The sequence below is a fragment of the Empedobacter tilapiae genome, assembly GCF_004785645.1.
GTDB classification, from domain to species: Bacteria; Bacteroidota; Bacteroidia; order Flavobacteriales; family Weeksellaceae; genus Empedobacter; species Empedobacter tilapiae.
In genome coordinates this window covers 91,820-112,707 of the sequence record NZ_SRPE01000003.1, presented here as the reverse complement: position 1 = coordinate 112,707, position 20,888 = coordinate 91,820, and the positions used below count along the sequence as shown (strand labels likewise).

18 protein-coding genes are annotated in these 20,888 nt (G+C 31.5%); 11 read left to right on the top strand and 7 right to left on the bottom strand.

The genetic code is table 11. From position 1 onward, the window contains the following. Positions 1-65: 65 nt before the first annotated feature. The 3 genes from E4J94_RS04600 to E4J94_RS04590 are packed head-to-tail and all read left to right on the top strand — an operon-like array spanning position 66 to position 2,884. The gene (locus E4J94_RS04600) at positions 66-1,067 is read left to right on the top strand and encodes an isoaspartyl peptidase/L-asparaginase family protein (protein ID WP_135834693.1); all 1,002 of its coding nucleotides are present in this window, start codon (positions 66-68) and stop codon (positions 1,065-1,067) included. Continuing rightward, entirely contained in the window at positions 1,064-1,741 is a 678-nt protein-coding gene (locus E4J94_RS04595; protein WP_135834692.1) for a copper homeostasis protein CutC, read from the top strand. The genes E4J94_RS04600 and E4J94_RS04595 overlap by 4 nt, the downstream gene beginning before the upstream one ends. A gap of 18 nt (positions 1,742-1,759) precedes the next feature. Further along, positions 1,760-2,884, top strand: a complete 1,125-nt coding sequence (locus E4J94_RS04590) for a DNA polymerase III subunit (RefSeq protein WP_135834691.1) — start codon at positions 1,760-1,762, stop codon at positions 2,882-2,884. Positions 2,885-2,939: 55 nt separating this feature from the next. On the opposite strand, the gene E4J94_RS04585 is transcribed toward E4J94_RS04590, so the two are convergent. Beyond that, positions 2,940-3,170, bottom strand: coding sequence for a hypothetical protein (locus E4J94_RS04585; protein WP_135834690.1), 231 nt, complete (start codon positions 3,168-3,170; stop codon positions 2,940-2,942). Positions 3,171-3,503: 333 nt separating this feature from the next. On the opposite strand from E4J94_RS04585, the gene serS reads away from it, so the two are divergent. Then, positions 3,504-4,772, top strand: a complete 1,269-nt coding sequence (gene serS / locus E4J94_RS04580; protein ID WP_135834689.1) for a serine--tRNA ligase — start codon at positions 3,504-3,506, stop codon at positions 4,770-4,772. Between the two features lie 49 nt (positions 4,773-4,821). On the opposite strand, the gene E4J94_RS04575 is transcribed toward serS, so the two are convergent. The 3 genes from E4J94_RS04575 to E4J94_RS04565 form a co-directional block, all read right to left on the bottom strand. After that, positions 4,822-5,823, bottom strand: coding sequence for a T9SS type A sorting domain-containing protein (locus E4J94_RS04575; RefSeq protein WP_135834688.1), 1,002 nt, complete (start codon positions 5,821-5,823; stop codon positions 4,822-4,824). 102 nt (positions 5,824-5,925) lie between these two features. After that, the gene (locus tag E4J94_RS04570) at positions 5,926-8,064 is read right to left on the bottom strand and encodes a S9 family peptidase (RefSeq protein ID WP_135834687.1); all 2,139 of its coding nucleotides are present in this window, start codon (positions 8,062-8,064) and stop codon (positions 5,926-5,928) included. Between the two features lie 9 nt (positions 8,065-8,073). Then, positions 8,074-8,421 (bottom strand): arsenate reductase family protein, encoded by a 348-nt coding sequence (locus tag E4J94_RS04565; protein WP_168801824.1) that lies wholly within the window; start codon positions 8,419-8,421, stop codon positions 8,074-8,076. Between the two features lie 110 nt (positions 8,422-8,531). Here E4J94_RS04565 and rluF point away from each other — a divergent pair, with 110 nt between their 5' ends. Both rluF and E4J94_RS04555 read left to right on the top strand, forming a co-directional pair. Next, entirely contained in the window at positions 8,532-9,446 is a 915-nt protein-coding gene (rluF, locus tag E4J94_RS04560; protein ID WP_135834686.1) for a 23S rRNA pseudouridine(2604) synthase RluF, read from the top strand. A 115-nt stretch (positions 9,447-9,561) separates the two neighbouring features. Further along, on the top strand, positions 9,562-12,006 hold the full coding sequence (locus tag E4J94_RS04555) for an alpha/beta hydrolase family protein (RefSeq protein WP_135834685.1): 2,445 nt from the start codon (positions 9,562-9,564) through the stop codon (positions 12,004-12,006). Between the two features lie 57 nt (positions 12,007-12,063). On the opposite strand, the gene E4J94_RS04550 is transcribed toward E4J94_RS04555, so the two are convergent. Genes E4J94_RS04550 through E4J94_RS04540 form a run of 3 tightly spaced genes read right to left on the bottom strand, consistent with a single transcriptional unit; the run spans position 12,064 to position 14,885 of the window. Continuing rightward, positions 12,064-13,008: a pseudouridine synthase gene (locus tag E4J94_RS04550; RefSeq protein WP_135834684.1), complete on the bottom strand. Its 945-nt coding sequence runs from the start codon at positions 13,006-13,008 to the stop codon at positions 12,064-12,066. A gap of 10 nt (positions 13,009-13,018) precedes the next feature. Beyond that, a complete protein-coding gene (locus E4J94_RS04545) occupies positions 13,019-13,942 on the bottom strand; it encodes a geranylgeranylglycerol-phosphate geranylgeranyltransferase (RefSeq protein WP_135834683.1) in 924 nt (307 codons plus the stop codon). A 25-nt stretch (positions 13,943-13,967) separates the two neighbouring features. Continuing rightward, positions 13,968-14,885 (bottom strand): mevalonate kinase family protein, encoded by a 918-nt coding sequence (locus E4J94_RS04540; protein ID WP_135834682.1) that lies wholly within the window; start codon positions 14,883-14,885, stop codon positions 13,968-13,970. A gap of 243 nt (positions 14,886-15,128) precedes the next feature. Between E4J94_RS04540 and E4J94_RS04535 the strand changes: the two genes are divergently transcribed. The 5 genes from E4J94_RS04535 to bamA all read left to right on the top strand — a co-directional run bounded on the left by E4J94_RS04535 (position 15,129) and on the right by bamA (position 20,883). After that, on the top strand, positions 15,129-15,785 hold the full coding sequence (locus E4J94_RS04535; protein ID WP_135834681.1) for a CBS domain-containing protein: 657 nt from the start codon (positions 15,129-15,131) through the stop codon (positions 15,783-15,785). Then, the gene (locus E4J94_RS04530; protein ID WP_135834680.1) at positions 15,785-16,669 is read left to right on the top strand and encodes an NAD kinase; all 885 of its coding nucleotides are present in this window, start codon (positions 15,785-15,787) and stop codon (positions 16,667-16,669) included. Before E4J94_RS04535 ends, E4J94_RS04530 begins: the two co-directional genes overlap by 1 nt. A 118-nt stretch (positions 16,670-16,787) precedes the next feature. Beyond that, entirely contained in the window at positions 16,788-17,579 is a 792-nt protein-coding gene (porG, locus tag E4J94_RS04525; protein ID WP_135834679.1) for a type IX secretion system protein PorG, read from the top strand. A gap of 11 nt (positions 17,580-17,590) precedes the next feature. Next, complete coding sequence (locus E4J94_RS04520) at positions 17,591-18,334, top strand: isoprenyl transferase (protein WP_135834929.1); 744 nt, start codon at positions 17,591-17,593, stop codon at positions 18,332-18,334. Positions 18,335-18,354: 20 nt separating this feature from the next. Further along, positions 18,355-20,883: an outer membrane protein assembly factor BamA gene (gene bamA, locus E4J94_RS04515; RefSeq protein ID WP_246034256.1), complete on the top strand. Its 2,529-nt coding sequence runs from the start codon at positions 18,355-18,357 to the stop codon at positions 20,881-20,883. The last annotated feature ends 5 nt before the right edge of the window (positions 20,884-20,888 follow it).

Genomic DNA, 20,888 nt, shown 5'->3' with positions numbered 1-20,888 from the left:
GATAAACTGTTATACAATTATATGGATTATATTTGTTAGATTCATTATTTGAAATCGATTAACACATGAATAATAGAAGAAATTTTATAAAAAATTTAGGTGCTTTAGGATTGCTTTTAGGCACAACCAAACTAGATCTTAATGCGCAAACTAAATCTACAAAATCAGCTGCTTCAACAAAAGTTAATAAACCAATTGTTCTTTCAACATGGCGTTTTGGAATTGAAGCTAATGCCGAAGCTTGGAAAATTTTAGGTAAAAACGGTACAGCTTTAGACGCAGTAGAACAAGGTGTAAAATTAGTTGAAGCTGATCCAAATGAACGAAGTGTTGGTTACGGCGGACGTCCTGATCGTGATGGAAAAGTAACGTTGGATGCTTGTATTATGGACGATCAAGCTAACATTGGTTCCGTTGCTGGTTTAGAATATATAAAACATCCTATTTCTGTTGCGCGAAAGGTGATGGAAGATACGCCACACGTGATGTTGGTTGGAAATGGAGCGTTACAATTTGCATTGGAAAAAGGCTTCAAAAAAGAGAATTTATTAACTGAAATTTCCGAAAAAGAATGGAAAGAATGGTTGAAAGATACCAATTATCAAATGCCAATCAATATCGAAAATCATGATACAATCGGAATGATTGCCTTAGATGCCCACGGAAATCTTTCTGGAGCTTGTACTACTAGCGGAATGGCGTACAAAATGCATGGTCGTGTTGGCGATTCACCAATTATCGGTGCAGGTTTGTATGTTGATAACGAAATTGGTGCGGCAACTGCAACTGGACACGGTGAAGAAGTGATTCGTATTGCGGGAAGTCATTTGGTTGTGGAGTTAATGCGTCAAGGTTATTCGCCAGAAAACGCATGTAAAGAGGCTGTTCATCGAATCATTAAATTAACAAAATCGCGCAAAAAAGATTTATCGGCGATTCAAGTTGGTTTTATTGCAATCAATAAACAAGGTGAATATGGTTCGTATTGTATCCATCCAGGCTTTAACTTTGCGGTTTATGACGAAACTGGAAATCGTTTGATTGACGGAAAATCTATTACAAAATGAAAAAAATAGAAATCGCTTGCTTCAACTTAGAATCAGCTTTAATTGCAGCAAAATCAAATACAGATCGAATAGAGTTATGCGCCGATGCTTCAACAGGTGGAGTTACGCCAGACTTTGAAGATATCAAAACATTAAGAAAAGAAACGGACAAAGAAATCATGGTGATGATTCGCCCTCGTGGTGGAGATTTTTGTTATTCTGATGAAGAATTTGAACAAATGAGATCTGAAATTATCATGATTAAAAATTTTAGAATTGATGGTTTTGTTTTCGGAATTTTGAATGAAGAAAACGAAATCGATTTTGAACGAAATCAAGAATTAGTTGAACTTTCAAAACCTTTTCCATGTACTTTTCATCGTGCTTTTGACAGAACTTCAGATGCTGAAGATTCACTTCAAATGGTGATTGATTTAGGATTCAAAACCATTTTAACTTCTGGTTTGGATAGCAATGTTGATTACGGAAAACGTGAATTAAAAAATCTAGTTAAAAAAGCAGAAAATCAAATCACAATTATGCCAGGAGGTGGTTTACGCTCAACAAATATTGAAGAAATTGATTCATATACACATGCAACCTACTTTCATTCGTCAGCTATGATTGACGATTCTGGAATTGCTAATTTAGAAGAAATCAATCGATTAAAAAGTTTGATAAATTCTGAAAAATAAAAATAGTAACTTTGGACTATGCTTTGGGAAAATGTAATTGGACAACAGGAAATTAAAAACAAACTTCAACAATCTATAAAAGATGGTCGTATAAGTCATGCGCAGCTATTTTCTGGTCCAGAAGGTTCGGGAACTTTGGCTTTAGCAATTGCTTACGCACGTGAGGTTTTGTGTGGTTTGAATAACGAACAATGCAATCTAAAAGTTGATAAATTACAACATCCTGATTTACATTTTTCTTTTCCTTATTCAGCAACAGAAAGTGTAAAAAAGCCACTTGCTAAGTATTTATTAAATGATTGGAGGACTTTTGCAGACGAAAATGTCTACGGAAATCTAACTGATTGGATGTCTCATCTCGGAATTGAAAAAAAACAAGGCGTTATCCCTGTTGATGAAGCAGATGAAATTGTTAAAACATTAGCGCTAAACAGTTACGAAGGCGGTTACAAAATCATGATTATTTGGCAAGCAGAGGAAATGACAACTGCAGCAGCAAATAAATTGTTAAAAATAATTGAAGAACCACCTCAAAAAACATTGTTTTTATTGGTAACAGAGCGTGAAGATTTAATTTTACAGACGATTACTTCTCGTTGTCAATTAGTTAAAATTCCTCGTTTATCACAAGCAGATATTAAGAATTATTTGGTTGAGAAGAAAAAAATTAATTCAGAAAAGGCACAACATATTGCTTTTCTATCTCAAGGAAATGTACGAGAAGCTTTGCATCAATTGAATGATGACGAGCATTTATTTGATAAATATTTTGTTACTTGGATTCGAAAAGCGTTTATGGCAGCCAAAACTCCAACCGTTTTAAAGGATTTGATTGATTGGTCAAATCAAATTGCAAGTTGGTCGAGAAGTGAACAAAAAGATTTTTTAAATTATTGTTCAGAGATTTTTCGTCAAGCTTTGTTAAAAACGTATCAATCTAATGATTTAGTTTTTTTACAAATTAACGCAGAAGGTTTTAAATGGCAAGGTTTTGCTCCTTTTATACATGGAGCAAATATCGAAGATATTTTAAATGAAATTAATGACGCTTCGTATCATATTGAGCGAAATGGAAATTCTAAAATTATACTTTTAGATTTATCTATCAAGTTAACTCGCTATTTACATCGCAAAACAACATAAAAAAACCACTTATTAGATGAGTGGTTTTTATATATGATTTGAATCTTATTTCAAATTATTTTGCTGGAGTTTCAGTTGCTGGAACTTCTGCTTTTAAAGAATCTACTGTTTCTTTTGCTGAATCTACTACTGCATTAGCTGAATCTACTACTGTATTAGCTGAATCGATTACTGCATTAGCTGAATCTACTGTGTTTTCTACTGCTTCTTCTGCTTTTTTCTCACCACAAGATACTGCTCCTAAAGATAAAGCTGCTACTGCAACTACTGCGAAAAATTTTTTCATTGTTTTATTGTTTTAATTATTAATAATTGTTTCGATTAATTTTCTTTGACAAATTTATTTCGAAATCAATATAGTAGCATGTAAAATCAATGTAATATAATTGTATTAATAAATTCTTAAATAACAAAATTTAAACCACTAAAAATAAGCTTGTTATAAATATATTTACAAATAATAATTTTATTTTGTAAAATAAAATTATTATTAATCTTATTAAGAAAAGTCAACTCATTTCAAATAAAATCTAATTTAATTATATTTTTAGCACTAAATGGTTTAAACTTTATTCAGAAAAGTTTATTATTTATACATTTGTATAAATTTAATAAAAGTATGCTAGTAGTTTCTTACATTCAAGAAAACAAAGATCGTGTAATTGAAGGCCTTAAAAAACGTAACTTCAAACAATTAGATCTTGTTGATGAAGTTTTAAATGTGGATGAACTTCGTCGTAAAACACAATTTGAATTAGATAATGTATTAGCTGAATCCAACAAATTAGCAAAAGAAATTGGTAATTTGTTTAAAGATGGAAAATCGGAAGAAGCTAATGAATTAAAAAACAAAACGGTTGATTTAAAAACTCAATCAAAAGAGTTACAAGATTTATTATCATCTTATGAAAACTCCGTTAAGGATATTTTATATCAAATTCCTAACATTCCAAATGATTTAGTTAAAGCTGGGAAAGATGCAGAAGATAACGAAATCGTTTTTGAAAAAGGAAATGCAACTGCAAAACCAGAAAATTTACCTCATTGGGAAGTTGCTAAAAAATTTGATATTATAGATTTTGAATTAGGTGTTAAAATTACAGGTGCAGGTTTCCCTGTTTATAAAGGGAAAGGTGCTCGTTTGCAACGTGCTTTAACTCAATTTTTCTTAGACAAAAATGCTGATGCTGGTTATACAGAAATTGTACCTCCTTTTGTTGTCAATGAAGCTTCTGGTTATGGAACTGGTCAATTACCTGATAAAGAAGGACAAATGTATTATATTGGAGAAGATGATTTATATTTAATTCCTACATCTGAGGTTCCTGTTACAAATATTTATCGTGATACAATTGTAAAAGCAGAAGATTTACCTATTACTTTAACTGCTTATTCACCATGTTTTCGTCGTGAAGCTGGTTCATACGGAAAAGATGTAAGAGGTTTAAATCGTTTACATCAATTCGAAAAAGTAGAGATTGTTCGTATAGAAAAACCAGAAAATTCTTATGCTGCTTTAGAAGGAATGATTGAACATGTAAAAGGTCTTTTAGAAGATTTGGAATTACCTTATCGTATTTTAAGATTATGTGGTGGAGATACAGGTTTTACATCTGCTATTACATATGACTTTGAAGTGTTTTCTGAAGCCCAAGAAAAATGGTTAGAAGTTTCGTCTGTTTCTAACTTTGAAAATTTTCAAGCAAATCGTTTGAAATTACGTTTTAAAGATGAAAATGGAACTCAATTAGCTCATACATTAAATGGTTCAGCTCTAGCTTTACCTCGTATTTTAGCTTCTATCTTAGAAAACCATCAACAACCTGACGGAAAAATTAAGATTCCTAAAGCTTTACAGCCTTATACTCGTTTTGAAGTTTTAGATTAATCATAAATAACAAAAAACCACTTCATATGAAGTGGTTTTTTGTTGACTATTATTTTTTCAATATTTTAGAAGTTTCTATTTTGCCATTTTTCAAATATTGTTTTAAAAAATAAACACCTTTAGGTAAATGTTTTAAATTAATTTCTTTTTTTGAAGAAGTGGTTACAATTTGACCATTTTGATTGATAACTTCTGATTTTAATACTTTTTCAAATTCATTTAAATAAATTATATCGCTTGTTGGATTAGGATAATAATTTATTTTATTTGAGTAAATTTCATTTACACCTAAATTACTTTCTCCATATAATGTCATACTTAAGCCTTTCATACTTTCTGCAAGAGAATTAGGATCTTCACCTAATTTAGTTACTAAATCTACAAAGTTTGTCCAATCAGTAACTCCAACTCCCAGAAGATTTTTTTCGTCTATAACATATGCATCTGAGAGAGTGGGTAGTGACGAAAGTCTTGTCCAAGTAATACCAGATGAGAGTATATCGTCAATACTTTGTTTTAAAGAAAATAATATAAAATACTTTTTATTTGCATCCAATTCAATTTTACTTCCTAATAAAGCTTCCAAATCTAAATTAATTATTGTTGATGTTTCTCCAACCTGTTTTATTGTAAATCCAATAGCGTCCTTATCAAATTCTTTGTAAATTTTTGCAGTACTTGGATTAGAAGGCTTACCTTTCGGTTTTCCATTTTCCTCTTCAAAAATCATAAACTTTCCTCCTAGAACAGAATCGACTAGATTGAAAGCCTCCCATGTATCTCCAATAAATACAATACGGTCAACTTTTACAGAGTTATTAAATTGAACATCATCTGTAGATGTAACCTCTTCACCACTTTTAGTATAAAAACTAGGTATATACATTAATTTGTCACCAATCTTTTGTTCAAATATTATATTAGAACTAATCTTAGAGTTTTTTTTTGAAACAGTTGTAGTTTTTATTTTTTTTTGGTAGATCAAATGAGATTGACCATTTACAAGAAATCCGATTCCCATTGTTAGAAGTAGATAGTAAGTTCTTTTCATAATTAATGTTTTTTAAATTTTCTAAATATAAAACTAAACAATTGTATATCAAAAGAATAAATAATAAAAAAAGCTCAAAATAAATATTTTGAGCTTTTTTTATTATTTAATAGAAATATTTTCTGGTTTAAGATATAAATCGAAGTAATCTGTAATTTTTTGCATCAAATGAACGCGATCTTTTCCACGGACATTGTGCTCATGTCCAGGATAAACAAAGTAATCCATTTGAACACCATTTTTCACCGCTTCGCGAATAAAATCAATTGAATGTTGCCAAACAACCACATTATCTTGCGCTCCGTGAATCATCAATAATTTACCTTTTAAGTCTTTCACACGGTTAATTAAATTCGTGTTTTTGAAACCTTCAGGATTGTCTTGTGGCGATTCCATGTAACGCTCTGTGTACATAATTTCGTATTGCGTCCAATCTAAAACTGGTCCACCAGCAACTCCAACTTTGAAAACGTCAGGTTTACGTAACATGAATGATGTTGTCATAAATCCACCATAAGACCAACCATGAATTCCCATACGTTCCGCATCTACGAAAGGTAAAGTTTTCAAGAAATCGACACCTTTCATTTGGTCATTCATTTCTGTAGTTGCTACATTTCCGTGAATCGCTTGTTCAAATTTAAGACCTCTATTCGCCGATCCTCGTCCATCCATTGTAAAGACAACATAACCTTTTTCCGCTAAATGATCATACCAAAGATTTCCTGTTGCAGGAAAACGATTCGTGATTAATTGCGCGTGAGGACCATTGTATAAATAAACGATAACTGGATATTTTTTCGAAGAATCAAAGTTTGTAGGATAGATTAATTTTCCATACAAATCTGTTCCATCATCCGCCTTTAACTTTACATTTTCAACTTTTGCCGTATTGTAATTTGCTAAAGGATTTTGAGCAGTTAAGATATTTTGTTTGAATTTTCCATTCGCATCCAACACATCAATTTTACGAGGCGTGTTATCATTGCTCCAATTATCAATTGCATATTCTCCATTCGTTGAAACCGAAACGTTGTGTGTTCCTGCATCTGTCGTGATTTTACGCAATTTTCCATTCTCCCAATTCACTGCATATAAATGACGATCTTTCGGAGAATCCTTTGTTGTCATGATTAAGAATTCTTTTTTCTTCGCATTTTCTCCAACAAGATCCGTTACAATCCAATCTCCTTTTGTGATTTGGTTTAATAATTTTCCGTCTGTATTGAAACGATACAAATGCATAAAACCATCACGTTGCGACCACCAAACAAACTCGTTATTTTTTCCTGGAATAAAATGTAATTCATTTTGAGGTTCTACATATTTTGCATCATCTTCTTTGAATAATGTTTTAATCAATTTTCCTGAAACTGCATCATATTGATTCAATTCCATGTGTTTTTGATTACGAGAAAGTAACGCGATATAAATATGTTTTTCGTCTGGCGACCATGTAACCGAAGTTAAATAATGATCAACTTCTGGATGAGTTTCTAAGAAAGTCGTTTTTTGTGTCGAAGGATTATAAACACCTAAAGTAACGGTATGATTTTTTGTTCCAGCAAATGGATATTTGATGTTTTTATTCACTGCAGGTTGAACAGACCAATCGATAATTGGATAATCTGTAACCACTGTTTGATCCATTCTGTAAAACGCAACTAAATTTCCTTTTGGAGAAATGAAAATTCCTTTGTGAATTCCGAATTCATTTTGATGAACCGATTTTCCATTTACAATTTCATATTTTCCGTCTTTGGTAATTTGATGTGTTTTTCCAGTTTTATCAACAAAAAACAAATTGTTATCAATTACATATCCAACTTGATTATTTGTTGCATCAAATTCTACATTTTCTGCATTATCAGGTAATTTCAACCAATCGTTTTGTTGACCAGCAGTTGTAATTGTTTTGTAACCCGTTTTTGTCGAATAATAGGCTTGCTTATCATTAATCCAATTCAAAGAAGGAATTCTTTTATTCTCAAATTGAGAACTTCTAAAAATAGTATCTGTTTTAAGAGAAGGAACTTCTTTCTTGATTAAAGCTTCTCCGTAAGATGTTTTTACATTTTGCGTAAATGCATTTTGATTAGGAATCCATTGTACTTGATTTAGATTCTCGATACGTAAATTCGTCGATAATCCAAGTACAGCATCTTCCATTGTGACATTCTTTTTCTGAGCCAATAAACTCGCGCTCATCAAAAGTGTACTCAATAAAATTGTTTTTTTCATGTGTGATTTCTATTTCAAATATTGCCCAAGGGCTTCTAAGTTTTTCTTTTCGTTCCCAATAAAAATTTTGTCTCCGTCCACAACTACAGGACGTTTTAGGAAAGTATAATCTGATAAAATATAATTTTTGATATCATCTTCAGAAAGCTGTTGATCTTTCAATCCTAATTTTTTGTAATTCTGTGCACGTCTCGAAAACAAAGCTTCGTAACTCCCAGCTAAATTCTTCATTTCGTCTAATTCATCTTCTGTAATAGCAGTCGATTTTATTTCATGCAAATCAAAACCTGTAAAATCAAACTCTTTCATAATACGTTTGCACGTATCACAAGTTTTCAAAAAAAATACTTTTTTCATTTCTCAAAATATTTGGTTTTGTAAAGATAAATAAGTTTCATCGTTTTGCAGAATGATAAAGAATTTTGTCAAAATATATTTCAAATCGATAAAAAACTATCTTTGCAAGTATGGAAGAAACTAATTTTTTGCGTTTAAACAAATATATTAGCGATAGTGGTTTTTGTTCTCGTCGCGAAGCAGATCAATACATCGAAAATCGTTTGGTACAAATTAATGGACGAGTTGCTAAAATTGGGCAATTTGTCGGACCAAATGATATTGTGACTGTAAAAGGTGTCGAAATAGAACCACGCGAAAAGGAGCATGCGGTTTATATTATGCTTAATAAACCTATAGGCGTTACGTGTACAACAGATCCTACAGATCCAGATAATATTGTCGATTTTCTTTCGTTTGGAGAACGAATTTTTCCGATTGGTCGTTTAGATAAAGATTCGCAAGGATTGATTTTATTGACAAGCGATGGTGATATTGTGAATAAGATTTTACGTGCTGGAAATAATCACGAAAAAGAATATATCGTAACCGTTGATAAACCAATTACGGATGAATTTTGCGAACGAATGTCGAAAGGTGTTCCTATTTTAAATCAAGTTACGAAGAAATGTAAGATCGAAAAAATAAGTACAAATGTTTTCAAAATTACATTAATCCAAGGTTTGAATAGACAGATTCGTCGTATGTGTGAATATTTTGGATATGGTGTAAAAAAATTAGAACGAGTTCGAATTATGAACTTAACGTTGAACGTAGGAATTGGTCAACACCGTGATTTAACAGCAGAAGAATTAGCGGAAATCAATCGATTAACGAGAGATTCTGAAAAACATGAAGAAAAGAAACCAGCTTCAAAATCAAAAAAATCATCAGCGAAAAAAACAAAAGAAATTTCTCCAGATTTTAAAGATTCGAAAGGAAAATCAATCAAAAAGCCTGTAAAAAAATCAACAACTCAAGCCAGAGTAGGAAAAAGTAAACCACCAACAAATACCAAAGGAGGGAAATTTGGTAAAAGAAGATAAAATTGAAAAGACGAATAATATTCGTCTTTTTTTATACATTTTGGTCAAAACTAACTTCTATCATATCATTTTACCAAAGATTCAATATCTTTATAAAGTAAAATCTTAAAAACACATGAAGAAAATTGTTTACTCGTTGCTTTTTATAGCGATGACTTTTGGTGCGTCGGTAAAAGCGCAAGAAAATGTTACTTATCAATTGCCTCCGCAAGAAATTTTACAATTGGCAGACGCGGATATGCCACCCTCAATTAGTACAGATCGCAAGGCAGAAAATGCATTTTTGTCTTATAGAAGTCGTTACAAAACGATTAATGAATTGTCAGAAAAAGAATTACGTTTAGCAGGATTACGAATTAATCCAGTTACAAATATTAATTCACGCGAAACATTCAGTGAGAAAATTACTTATTTTGATCTGAAAACTTCAAAAGAAAAAACGATAGCTGTTTTACCTGCAAAAGGTCGTTTTTCTAATCAATCTTGGAACACTTCTCAATCGAAATTTGCCGTTACAAATACAACAAATAAAGGTGTAGAATTGTGGATTGTTGATGTGAAAACACAAGCTGCAACAAAAGTTTATGAAGATAAATTAAACGCAAACTTAGGTCGTCCTTTCAATTGGATTTCAGATACAGAATTAATTGTGAATGTAATTCCAGCTTCTAAAAAAGCTTTGATTGACACGAAAGATGCAATTGCAACTGGACCTACAGTTTCTGTTGCTGACGGAAAAGAAGCGCAAAATAGAACCTATCAAGATTTATTACAAAATAAAAATGATGAGTTTAACTTCGAACAATTAGCAATTTCTGAATTAGTAAAAGTTAATATCGAAACAGGAGCAAAATCGAAATGGAAAGATGCTGCGATGTACACGGATATTTCGACTTCTCCAGATGGACAATATGTTTTGGTGAACGAAATCAAAAAACCTTTTTCATATTTAGTAACTTATAACAGTTTCCCTTCAACTGATATTGTGTATGATATTAATGGGAAATTAGTAAAAGAAGTTGACCACAAAGAGTTGCAAGAAGTTGTTCCGAAAGGATTTTCTTCAACAATTATGGGAAAAAGAGGTTTGTATTGGAGAGCGGATAAACCAAATACATTATATTGGGTAGAAGCTTTAGACGGTGGTGATGCAAACAAACCTGCTGAATATCGCGATGCGCTTTATCAAGTTGCGGCGCCTTTTACAGCGAATAAAGAATTGTTAGTAAAAGTAAAAGATCGTTACAGAGGAGTTATTTGGGGTAATGATGAGGTAGCAATTGTAAGAGATGCTTGGTACAACACACGTAACGAAAGCAGCTATTTATTCAATCCGTCAAATCCAACTCAAGAACCGACACGTTTTTTCAGTAGAAATTCGCAAGATGCTTACAATAATCCTGGAAGTTTCGTAACTGAAATGAATGATTATGGTTACAATGTTTTAGCGATTAACAAAGGAAAATTAATGTTAGTTGGAGAAGGAGTTTCTGCGGAAGGAATTTTACCTTTTGTTGATGATTTTGATATCAAAACACAAAAAACTTCTCGTTTGTGGAGAGCGCAAAAATCAGATAAATTAGAAGCGATTGCTCGTGTTATCGATCCGAAGAAAGGAATAATTTTAGAACAAATTCAATCGAAATCAGATTATCCAAATTTATATGTTCGTAATATTTTTCAGAAAGAAGGAAAGCCAAAACAAGTAACGTTTACAAAAAATCCTTTCGAGGCTATGAACAAGGTTTCGAAAGAGTTAATTACGTACAAACGTGCTGATGGTGTAGAATTATCAGGAACTTTATACTTACCACCAAATTACGATAAAACGAAAAAGGAAAAGTTACCAATGTTAATGTGGGCTTACCCTCGTGAGTTTAAAGATGCGTCTACGGCAGGTCAGGTTACAACTTCTGAGAACAAATTTACTTCTCCTTCTTATGGAGGTCCTATTTATTGGGCGTTGAGAGGATATGCGGTATTAGATGATGCGGCTTTCCCAATTATTGGAGAAGGAAAAGAGGAGCCAAATGATACGTTTGTTCCTCAATTAGTTGCCAATGCAAAAGCAGCGATTGACGCGGTGGATAAATTAGGTTTTATCGATCGTGAAAAAGTTGCAGTTGGTGGACATTCTTATGGTGCATTTATGACAGCAAATTTGTTAACGCATTCTAATTTATTTGCGGCGGGTATCGCGCGTTCAGGTGCTTATAACCGTACGTTGACGCCGTTTGGATTCCAGTCAGAACAACGTAATTATTGGGAAGCTCCTGATGTTTACAACACAATGGCGCCTTTCCAAAATGCAGATAAAATGAAAACACCATTATTATTAATTCATGGTGAAGCTGATAATAATACAGGAACTTTCCCGATGCAATCTGAGCGTTATTTCAACGCATTGAAAGGTTTGGGAGCGACAACTCGTTTGGTTTTATTACCACAAGAATCTCACGGATATGCAGCCAGAGAAAATATTCTTCACATGTTGTGGGAACAAGATCAATGGTTAGAGAAATATGTGAAAAACAAAGGAAAAAATTCTGAAAATAAATAATTCTAAACAAAAAAACCACTTCTTTCGAAGTGGTTTTTAAATTTTATAACTGAGGTATTATAACATTTTCAAGAAGTTAACTTCTAATTCTGTTAATCTTCTAAAATCACCTCTTTGTAAAGTTTTCTTTGTAAGTCCTGCAAAAGAAACGCGGTCTAAAGCTTCTACTTCGTATCCTTTTGTTTCGAAAATACGACGTACAACGCGGTTCCAACCAATGTGTAATTCTACACCAACTTCATTTTTCGGTCTACCTTCGATAAAAGAAATTTCGTCAACAACTGCAATTCCTTCAGGAATTAAACGAACACCTTTTTTGATGTCAGCCAAATCATTTGCTGTTAATTTTTTATCTAAAGTTACATGATATATTTTTTTGATATCATGACTTGGATGCGTTAATTTCTTAGTTAAATAACCATCGTTTGTAAACAATAAAACTCCTGTTGTCTGTCTGTCCAAGCGTCCTACTGGGAAAATTCTCGCTGTAGTTGCTGTAGACATTAAGTCCATCACTGTTTTACGTCCTTTTTCATCATTTGATGTTGATATGAAACCTTTTGGCTTATTCAACACAAAATATACATTTTTCTCTGAAGAGATTTTACGACCATCGAAACGCACTTCATCATCGGGTTGTACTTTATAACCCATTTCAGTAATTACTTGACCATTCACTGTAACGATTCCAGTTTTGATCAACTCGTCGGCCTCTCTTCTGGATGCAATCCCTGCATTCGCTACATATTTATTTAAACGAATAGTCCCGTCATCAACTGGTGCTTTTTTCAGTCTTTTAACAAATGGTTTTTCACCTGGTTTGTTAAACGGTTTCTTTGGTCCAAAACTTTTCTTTCCCTCTTCTGATGGTTTTCCACCAAAAGTTGGTTTTCCTTTCCCTAAAGATGGTTTAGAAGAAGAATTTCCTCTTGCTCCACCTTTTCCACGATTGTTCCCGCCTTGGGAATTTCTGTCGTTGGATTGATTTCGTCTGTTATTCATCTGAATTTGATTAATTTATGCGCTGATTAAAATTTTGCGCAATAGTTTGCAAAGTTAAGGGATTTATTTCGATTAATACGATACTAAATACACCTGCAACAATCATTCCCTTAAAAAAATAATGTAAAATCTTATATGCTTGTGTCGATTTTATTCTCCAAATTATAAATAAAATCACTGTGAAAGTGATATTCGCAGCAATAAAAAAGTATTTCATTGCGCCAACATCATTTTTCATAATGATAATAATTCCAATAATTAATTCTGTAATAATTAAACATGAAATCAAAACTTTTGTAAAATCGATTCCATATTTAATTGGAATTGAATCATAATTATAAATCAAATCTGCTTTCTGAGAACTCAAATCTTTTACAATATCAGTAATCAATAATAAAATGGTCAAGAAAGTAGCATGTAAAGCCAAATTGAACGTGAAATGGTCAAAATAAACCAATAAGGCGAAAAATGGCATCACACGAATAATAACCAAGTAAAAGTTTTTGATCAATGCAAATCGATTGATTTTGTGACTATAAAACCAAACCAAAAATTGATAAACCAAAAAGAAAATGAAAACTTTCCACGAAATTAAAGCTGAAATAATCAATGCTAAAGCATTTAGAACAATGTAAACGGTTAGTTTGAAACCTTGCGAAACTTGTTTCTGAAGATAAACTTGTAAAGGACGTTTGAGTTCGTCTTTTTCTAAATCGTAAAAATTATTGATGATATATCCCGCGGCCACACAAAGTATCGAACAAAGAATAAGCCCGTCCAATTTTGGATTTGTCAACAATTGACGATGACCAACTTCTGGTGCAAAAATAAAAAGCGCAGCAAGATATTGTGCCAAAATAAGCACAATTAAATTATAGCCACGAACAACAGAAAATAAAGCAAAAACTTTTAAGATTATTTTCTGAACGTTCATTGATTATATTTTTATAAATTATTTTTTAGAATTTGTAAATAACTTCGGTCTGAAAGTCTTTTAGGTAGCTTTTCGCTTTGTCATAATCTTGTGTAAAACCAAGAACATAACCGCCTCCACCAGAACCACAAAGTTTTAGGTAATAAGTATCTGTATCAATTCCAGTTTTCCATGCATTCACCAATTTTTGAGGAATCATAGGTCTGAAATGCTCATAACCCCAAGCCGATAATTTTTGAAGATTTGCAAAAAGAGGATTGTACTCACCTTTCACAAAGTTTTCGATACATGCATTGTTGTATTTAATAAACTCCTCTTTCAATGTTTTACGGAAACCTTCTTTTTTCATTTTTTCGAAGAAAATATGAATCATTGGCGCCGTTTCACCTGGTGTACCAGAATTGATTAAGAAAACAGCTCCCTTTCCGTCAGTATTTGCAGAAGGTAAACCAATTGTCGAGATATCATCTTTAGATTGAATTAACAAAGGAATATTCATGTAGCAAATTAAAGGATCAATTCCAGAACTTTTTCCATGAAAATGAGATTCTAAATTTCCAAAAAGTGCTTTTAATTCGCTGATTTTTTCTTTGTTTAGATTTTGATTGATATCTATTTTATTCAAAGCATATTTGTCATAAATAGCTGCAACCAAAGCGCCAGAACTACCTACACCATATCCTTGAGGAATGTTAGAATCGAAATACATTCCGTTCGCAACATCTTCCGAAAAAGATTTTGTATCAAAAGTATCAGCAAAATTTTCTTCCAAGAATTTTGCATAATTTTTTAAGTGAGCATTTGATTCTTCTGCAATTTCAGAAGGTTCAAATTTTAATGCACCTTGATAAAAATTATAAGGAATCGTTAATCCTTTCGAGTTCTCAATAATTCCATATTCGCCAAAAAGTAAGATTTTGGCATAAAATAATGGGTTCTTCATTCAATGCTAAAATTGGTATTGCAAAGCTACAAAATTTAAGCCATTATTTTTTGAGTTTGAATAAGAGTTTGTTTTAATAAATTGTAAACCATATTATTTTTTGTTTACTAAGTTACTTTTGGAATATATTTTGACTAATTATTTTAAAATAAATTGATTAAATTTCAATTAATAATCAATGATTTTAATCGAATTAGGATTAAAAATAGAGAATTAATGTATTAAAATATATAAATTTGTGCCATGTATATCACCGAATATCTATCGAACGAGATTAAACCAGGGAAAGTTAATTCTTCTCCAAGCCAGCTTTTAGAAGTTGTACAAGAGAATAAATTGACGCATTTACCTTTGTTTAAAGGATTGGATTTTGTTGGAAATATCTCGGAAGAAGATTTGATTGAATTATCAATTGATAATGAAAAAGTAGATTACACCTCGTATTTAGAAAGTTTTTATCTTTCTGAATCGAGTACGCTTTTAGATGCAATTCACATGATGTACACGAATCAGGCGAATATCTTACCAATTATTAATGAGCAATCGCGATATGTTGGTTTTATTACAGAAACGAATATAATTAACACGCTTGCAAATTTCCCTTTTGTAGCTGCACAAGGTGTTTCTATGTTAGTTTCGATTGCGGAAAAAGATTTATCAATGACAGCAATTTCTAATATTATCGAAGTGAATAATGGAAAAGTATTGGGAATGATGATTGTTGGAAATAAAGAGGATAGTGTTTATGTTTTGCTTAAATTTAGTTCATCGAACTTGTTAGCAATTGGTGAAACATTCGAACGTTATGGATATCAAGTGATTCAAAAATTTTATAACGACGAAAAACAAGAACTTCTGCAAAGTCGTTATGCACAATTGTTAAAATACATGAATACCTAATGATAAAAGTTGCACTTTTTGGACAAAAAACAAGTACGTCTTTAACGGATATTATTCCACCATTTATAAATTATTTAGTTCAAAATGAAATTGCTTTTTGTGTTGAACAAAATTTTCTTCAAATCTTAAAAGAAACAACTGATTTTGATGCTAAGACTGTAGAAACGTATACTTCTTATGATGATTTAGATAAATCTGTAAAATTTTTATTCAGTTTTGGAGGAGACGGAACAATATTATCTGCAACAACAATTGTTAAAGACTCTAATATTCCAATTATTGGAGTAAACACTGGACGTTTAGGCTTCTTAGCAACAATTAATAAAAGTGTATTGTTGGAGCAAATGGATAGTTTTTTCAATAATGATTACAACATTATTCCACGAACTTTATTAACGGTTAAAAGAAGTGATGGTGTAGAAATTGAAAATAACTTTGCGATTAACGAGGTAACTGTTGTGCGTCGCGAAACAACTAGTATGATTACGGTTGATGCTTATTTAAATAATGAATTTCTAAATTCTTTTTGGTCTGATGGTCTGATTATTTCAACCCCAACAGGTTCAACTGGATATTCATTAAGTTGTGGAGGACCAATTGTCCATCCCTCTAACTTAAATTTTGTTATAACACCAGTTGCGCCTCATAATCTAAATGTACGCCCATTAGTAGTATCAGAAAATGAAAAAATAGACTTAAAAATACGCAGTCGTGCTAATGAATATTTCCTTTCATTGGATTCACGTAACTTTCCTTTAACAACTGACGTAGAATTAACCATACAAAAAGCGGATTTCAAAATCTTAATTGTTGAAGCTAGTGATGCGACTTATTTTACAACTTTGAGAGAAAAAATGCTTTGGGGATCAGATAAAAGAAATTAAAATTTACAATAAAACTTCTTAATTTTTGTTAAATCAGTTACGTTGAATTGACTTTTGTTTATATTTGTTCGAATTTAGAATAAAAAGAAAAAGCAAAAGCCAGAAAAATAACACACATATGAGGAGATTATTTTTGTTCTTTTTTACATTATGTTTGTCGCAAATTATTTTTGCGCAAAGGCACGAACTTGGAATTTTTGCTGGTGGTGCAAATGTGATTGGAGATATTGGTAAAGCAAGTTACATCAATCCATTTCCAACAAAAGTAGAAAAAGGAGGAAGTTTATATTTTCCTATTTCTATAGGAGGTTTATATCGCTTCAACATAAATCCACAAATGGGTTTTAGAGCAAACATTTCTTATTCTAAAGTAGGAGCTGGAGATCATGTAGCAAAAGAGCAATATAAAATTGATCGAAATAAAAGTTTCAAGAACAATATTGTTGAAGGTTCTATAATGTTTGAGTATAATTTCTTTAATATTAATGATGATCAAGAAACAGCTCAATCTCCATATATTTTTTTTGGTATAGGTGCTTTCTCAGCTAAAGGTCGAGAATATGATTACGATTCAACTGTTTCAACTGGTTTTCCAAATGGAAAAGTTATTGAAAAAACAAAATATAATACAGATTTAGCAATTCCTTTCGGAGTTGGATATAAGGTTAGATTTAATTATAGTTGGATATTATCTTTCGAGACAGGAATTCGCTATGCGAATGTTGATTACTTAGATTATAACACAGGTAAGTTTACTAATCGATTTAATGAAGCAATATTAGATGGAACTTTACCTAAAGACGAATTTGATAAACGCCAATTTGGAAATATGTCTAATAAAGATTGGTATGTATTAACAGGAATATCTTTAACATATAGTTTTGGTCGACCTGCATGTTATTGTGATTAAAAAAAATGGAAATTAGTTTAGTAGAACAAATAGATAAAAACAATATACCTAATCACGTTGCTATTATTATGGATGGTAATGGTAGATGGGCAAAGAAGAGTGGTAAAGAAAGAACTTTTGGACATAAAAGTTCTTTGGGAGCTGTAAGATCTTCTATAGAAACTTGTCGAAAATTAGGTATAAAAAATCTTACACTTTACGCATTTTCTACTGAAAATTGGAATCGTCCAAAATTAGAAGTCAATGTTTTAATGACTTTATTAAGTTCTGCAATTAAGGATGAGATAAATGAATTACACAAAAATGGAATTCGATTAAATGTTATTGGAGATTTATCAAAATTACCCAAAAAAGCATATAACGATTTGACAAAAGCAATGGAAAAAACAAAAGACAATACTGATTGTGTTTTGACATTAGCACTAAGCTATGGTTCTAAAGAAGAGCTTTTACATGCTATCAAATCTATTGCAAAAAAATACAAAGACGGTGAAATATCCGACAATGATTTTAATGAAGAATTAGTTCATCAAAACTTATATACACACGATTTACCAATGGTAGATCTTATGATTAGAACAAGTGGCGAAACTCGTATTAGTAATTTCTTATTATGGCAAATTGCCTATGCAGAATTATATTTTACAGAGGTTTTGTGGCCTGATTTTAATGAGGAGGAATTTTATAAAGCAATTTTAAATTACCAAAATCGTGAACGTAGATTTGGTAAAATAAGCGAGCAACTAACGAACTAATCGAACTGAAATAGAGGATTATGAAGAAAATTTTTTGGACAATGTGTATGCTTGGTGCTTACATGGCACAAGCACAAGTCGTAGATTCTACGAAAACCATTGATTCAACGCAACAAGATAATTTTGTCTTAGATTATACCAATGCAAAAACTTTCAAATTGAAAGATATTATTGTAACAGGAGATACAAAATATTCTAAGAATCAAATTATACGTTATGCAGGTTTTGCTATTGGCGAAGAGATAGAATTACCAGGTACGAAGGTAAATAATGCTGTAAAAAAATTATGGAGATCTAATATTTTTTCTGACATTGATTTGTATGTAGATAAAATAGAAGGTGATCAGGTAACTTTAGAGCTTGCCTTAGTTTCAGTTCCAAGTTTAGGAGAAATAAAGATTAACGGAGTTAAGAAATCTCAACGAGAAGATTTAATTAAGCAAAATAAATTAAATCCTGGAGTTAAGATTACGCAAAGTTTAATCAATACGACAAATAATAAAATCAAAGATTATTATACAGGTAAGGGGTATCCTAACACAACAATTAATGTAGAACGTAAACCAATTGTTAGTAAAGAAGACGAGGAAAACATTACATTAAATGTAAATCGTGGAGAACGCGTAAAAATTAAGAAAATCGTTTTCGAAGGAAATGAAAACTTAACTGCTGCTCGTCTACGTAAAAAAGGGATGAAAAATACCAAACAGAAATCTATCAATATCTTTAAATCATCTAAAATGATTCCTGAAAAATTTCAGGAAGATTTAAAAACATTGGTTGATGAGTATAAGTCTGTAGGATTTAGAGATGCCAAAGTAGAGTCATATAATATCGAAAAAGTTGATGATAAAAACTTATTAGTTAAAATTAAAGTTAACGAAGGAAAACCATATTTCTTAGGAGATGTAACGTTTTCAGGTAACTCTATTTATACTTCTGAACAATTACAACGAATTTTCGGATACAAAACAGGTGATCGTTATGATGCTGTAGGTATCAATAAAAAGATTTCTGGTTCAGAAAAAGATGATGATATTTCTACTTTATATATGGATAGAGGGTATTTATTTGCTCGTGCTATTCCAGTAGAAAAAAGTGTAAAAAATGATACAATAGATCTTGAAATAAAAGTTTTTGAAGGTACACAAGCTACACTTAACAAAGTAATTATTAATGGTAATACAGAAGCACATGACCATATTTTGTACCGAGAATTAAGAACAAAACCAGGGGATTTATTTTCTAAAACTGATATCAAACGTACAATGATGGAGTTAGCTTCTTTGGGATACTTAGAGCCAACACAAATTGTTCCAGATATTCAACCAAATCAGGATAACAATACAGTTGATGTAGAATGGAAAGTAGCACCAAAATCTTCTTCTCAAGTAGAATTACAAGGAGGATATGGTGCAGGTACTTTTATTGGTACTTTAGGATTAACATTTGGAAACTTTTCATTAAAAAATATTTTTAATAGAAAAGCTTGGAAGCCAATTCCAATGGGAGATGGACAACAATTATCGTTAAGAGCACAAGCAGGTAATGGATACAAAAACTACAGTTTCTCATTTGTAGAACCTTGGATTGGAGGTAAACGCCCTACAGCTTTATCTACTTCATTCTACTACTCTCAATATACAGGTAGAGATCAATATAGTAAAAGATATGAGTTAAATATTTTAGGTGCAACAATTGGTTTAACTAAATTATTAACTTGGCCTGATGATTACTTTAGATTATCAAACTCAATTTCTTATCAATTATATGACTTTAATAATTATAGATTAAACATCGCTAGTTATGATGAGAATAATGATACAGGTAAATCTAATAACTTAAATTATACATTAGGCTTAACTCGTAACTCAGCAGGTCCAGATCCTATTTTCCCTCAATCTGGATCAGAAATTAGTTTATCTTTCACAACAACAGTACCTTATTCTGTATTTCAAAATAAAGATTACACAAAAATGAGTGAAACTGAAAAATTTAAATGGTTAGAATATTATAAATTCAAAGCAAAAGCATATTTCTATAAAGAATTAACAGGAAAATTAGTTTTAAAAGCTGGAGGAGAATTTGGAGTTTTAGGAACATATAACCGAAAAATAGGAACTATCCCGTTTGAACGTTTTTATGTTGGAGGAACAGGTTTAGCGCAAAATCGTATGGATGGACGTGAAATTATTTCATTAAGAGGATACGAAGACGCTTCAACTTATGGAGGAAACACGGGAGACATTACTCCAGAAGGAGGAGGAACGATTTATAATAAATATTCATTAGAGTTACGTTACCCAATTACAATGAGCCAAACTGCAAAAATCTATGCCTTAACTTTTGCAGAAGGAGGTAATGTTTGGAACAATACAAGTGAATTTAAACCGTTTGAATTAAAACGTTCTGCAGGAGCAGGAGTACGTATTTACATGCCAGCATTTGGTTTATTAGGATTCGATTTCGGATATGGATTTGATAAAGGCTTTGGGCAAACAGAACGCTCTGGATGGCAAACACACTTTATTATTGGTCAACAATTCTAATAAAT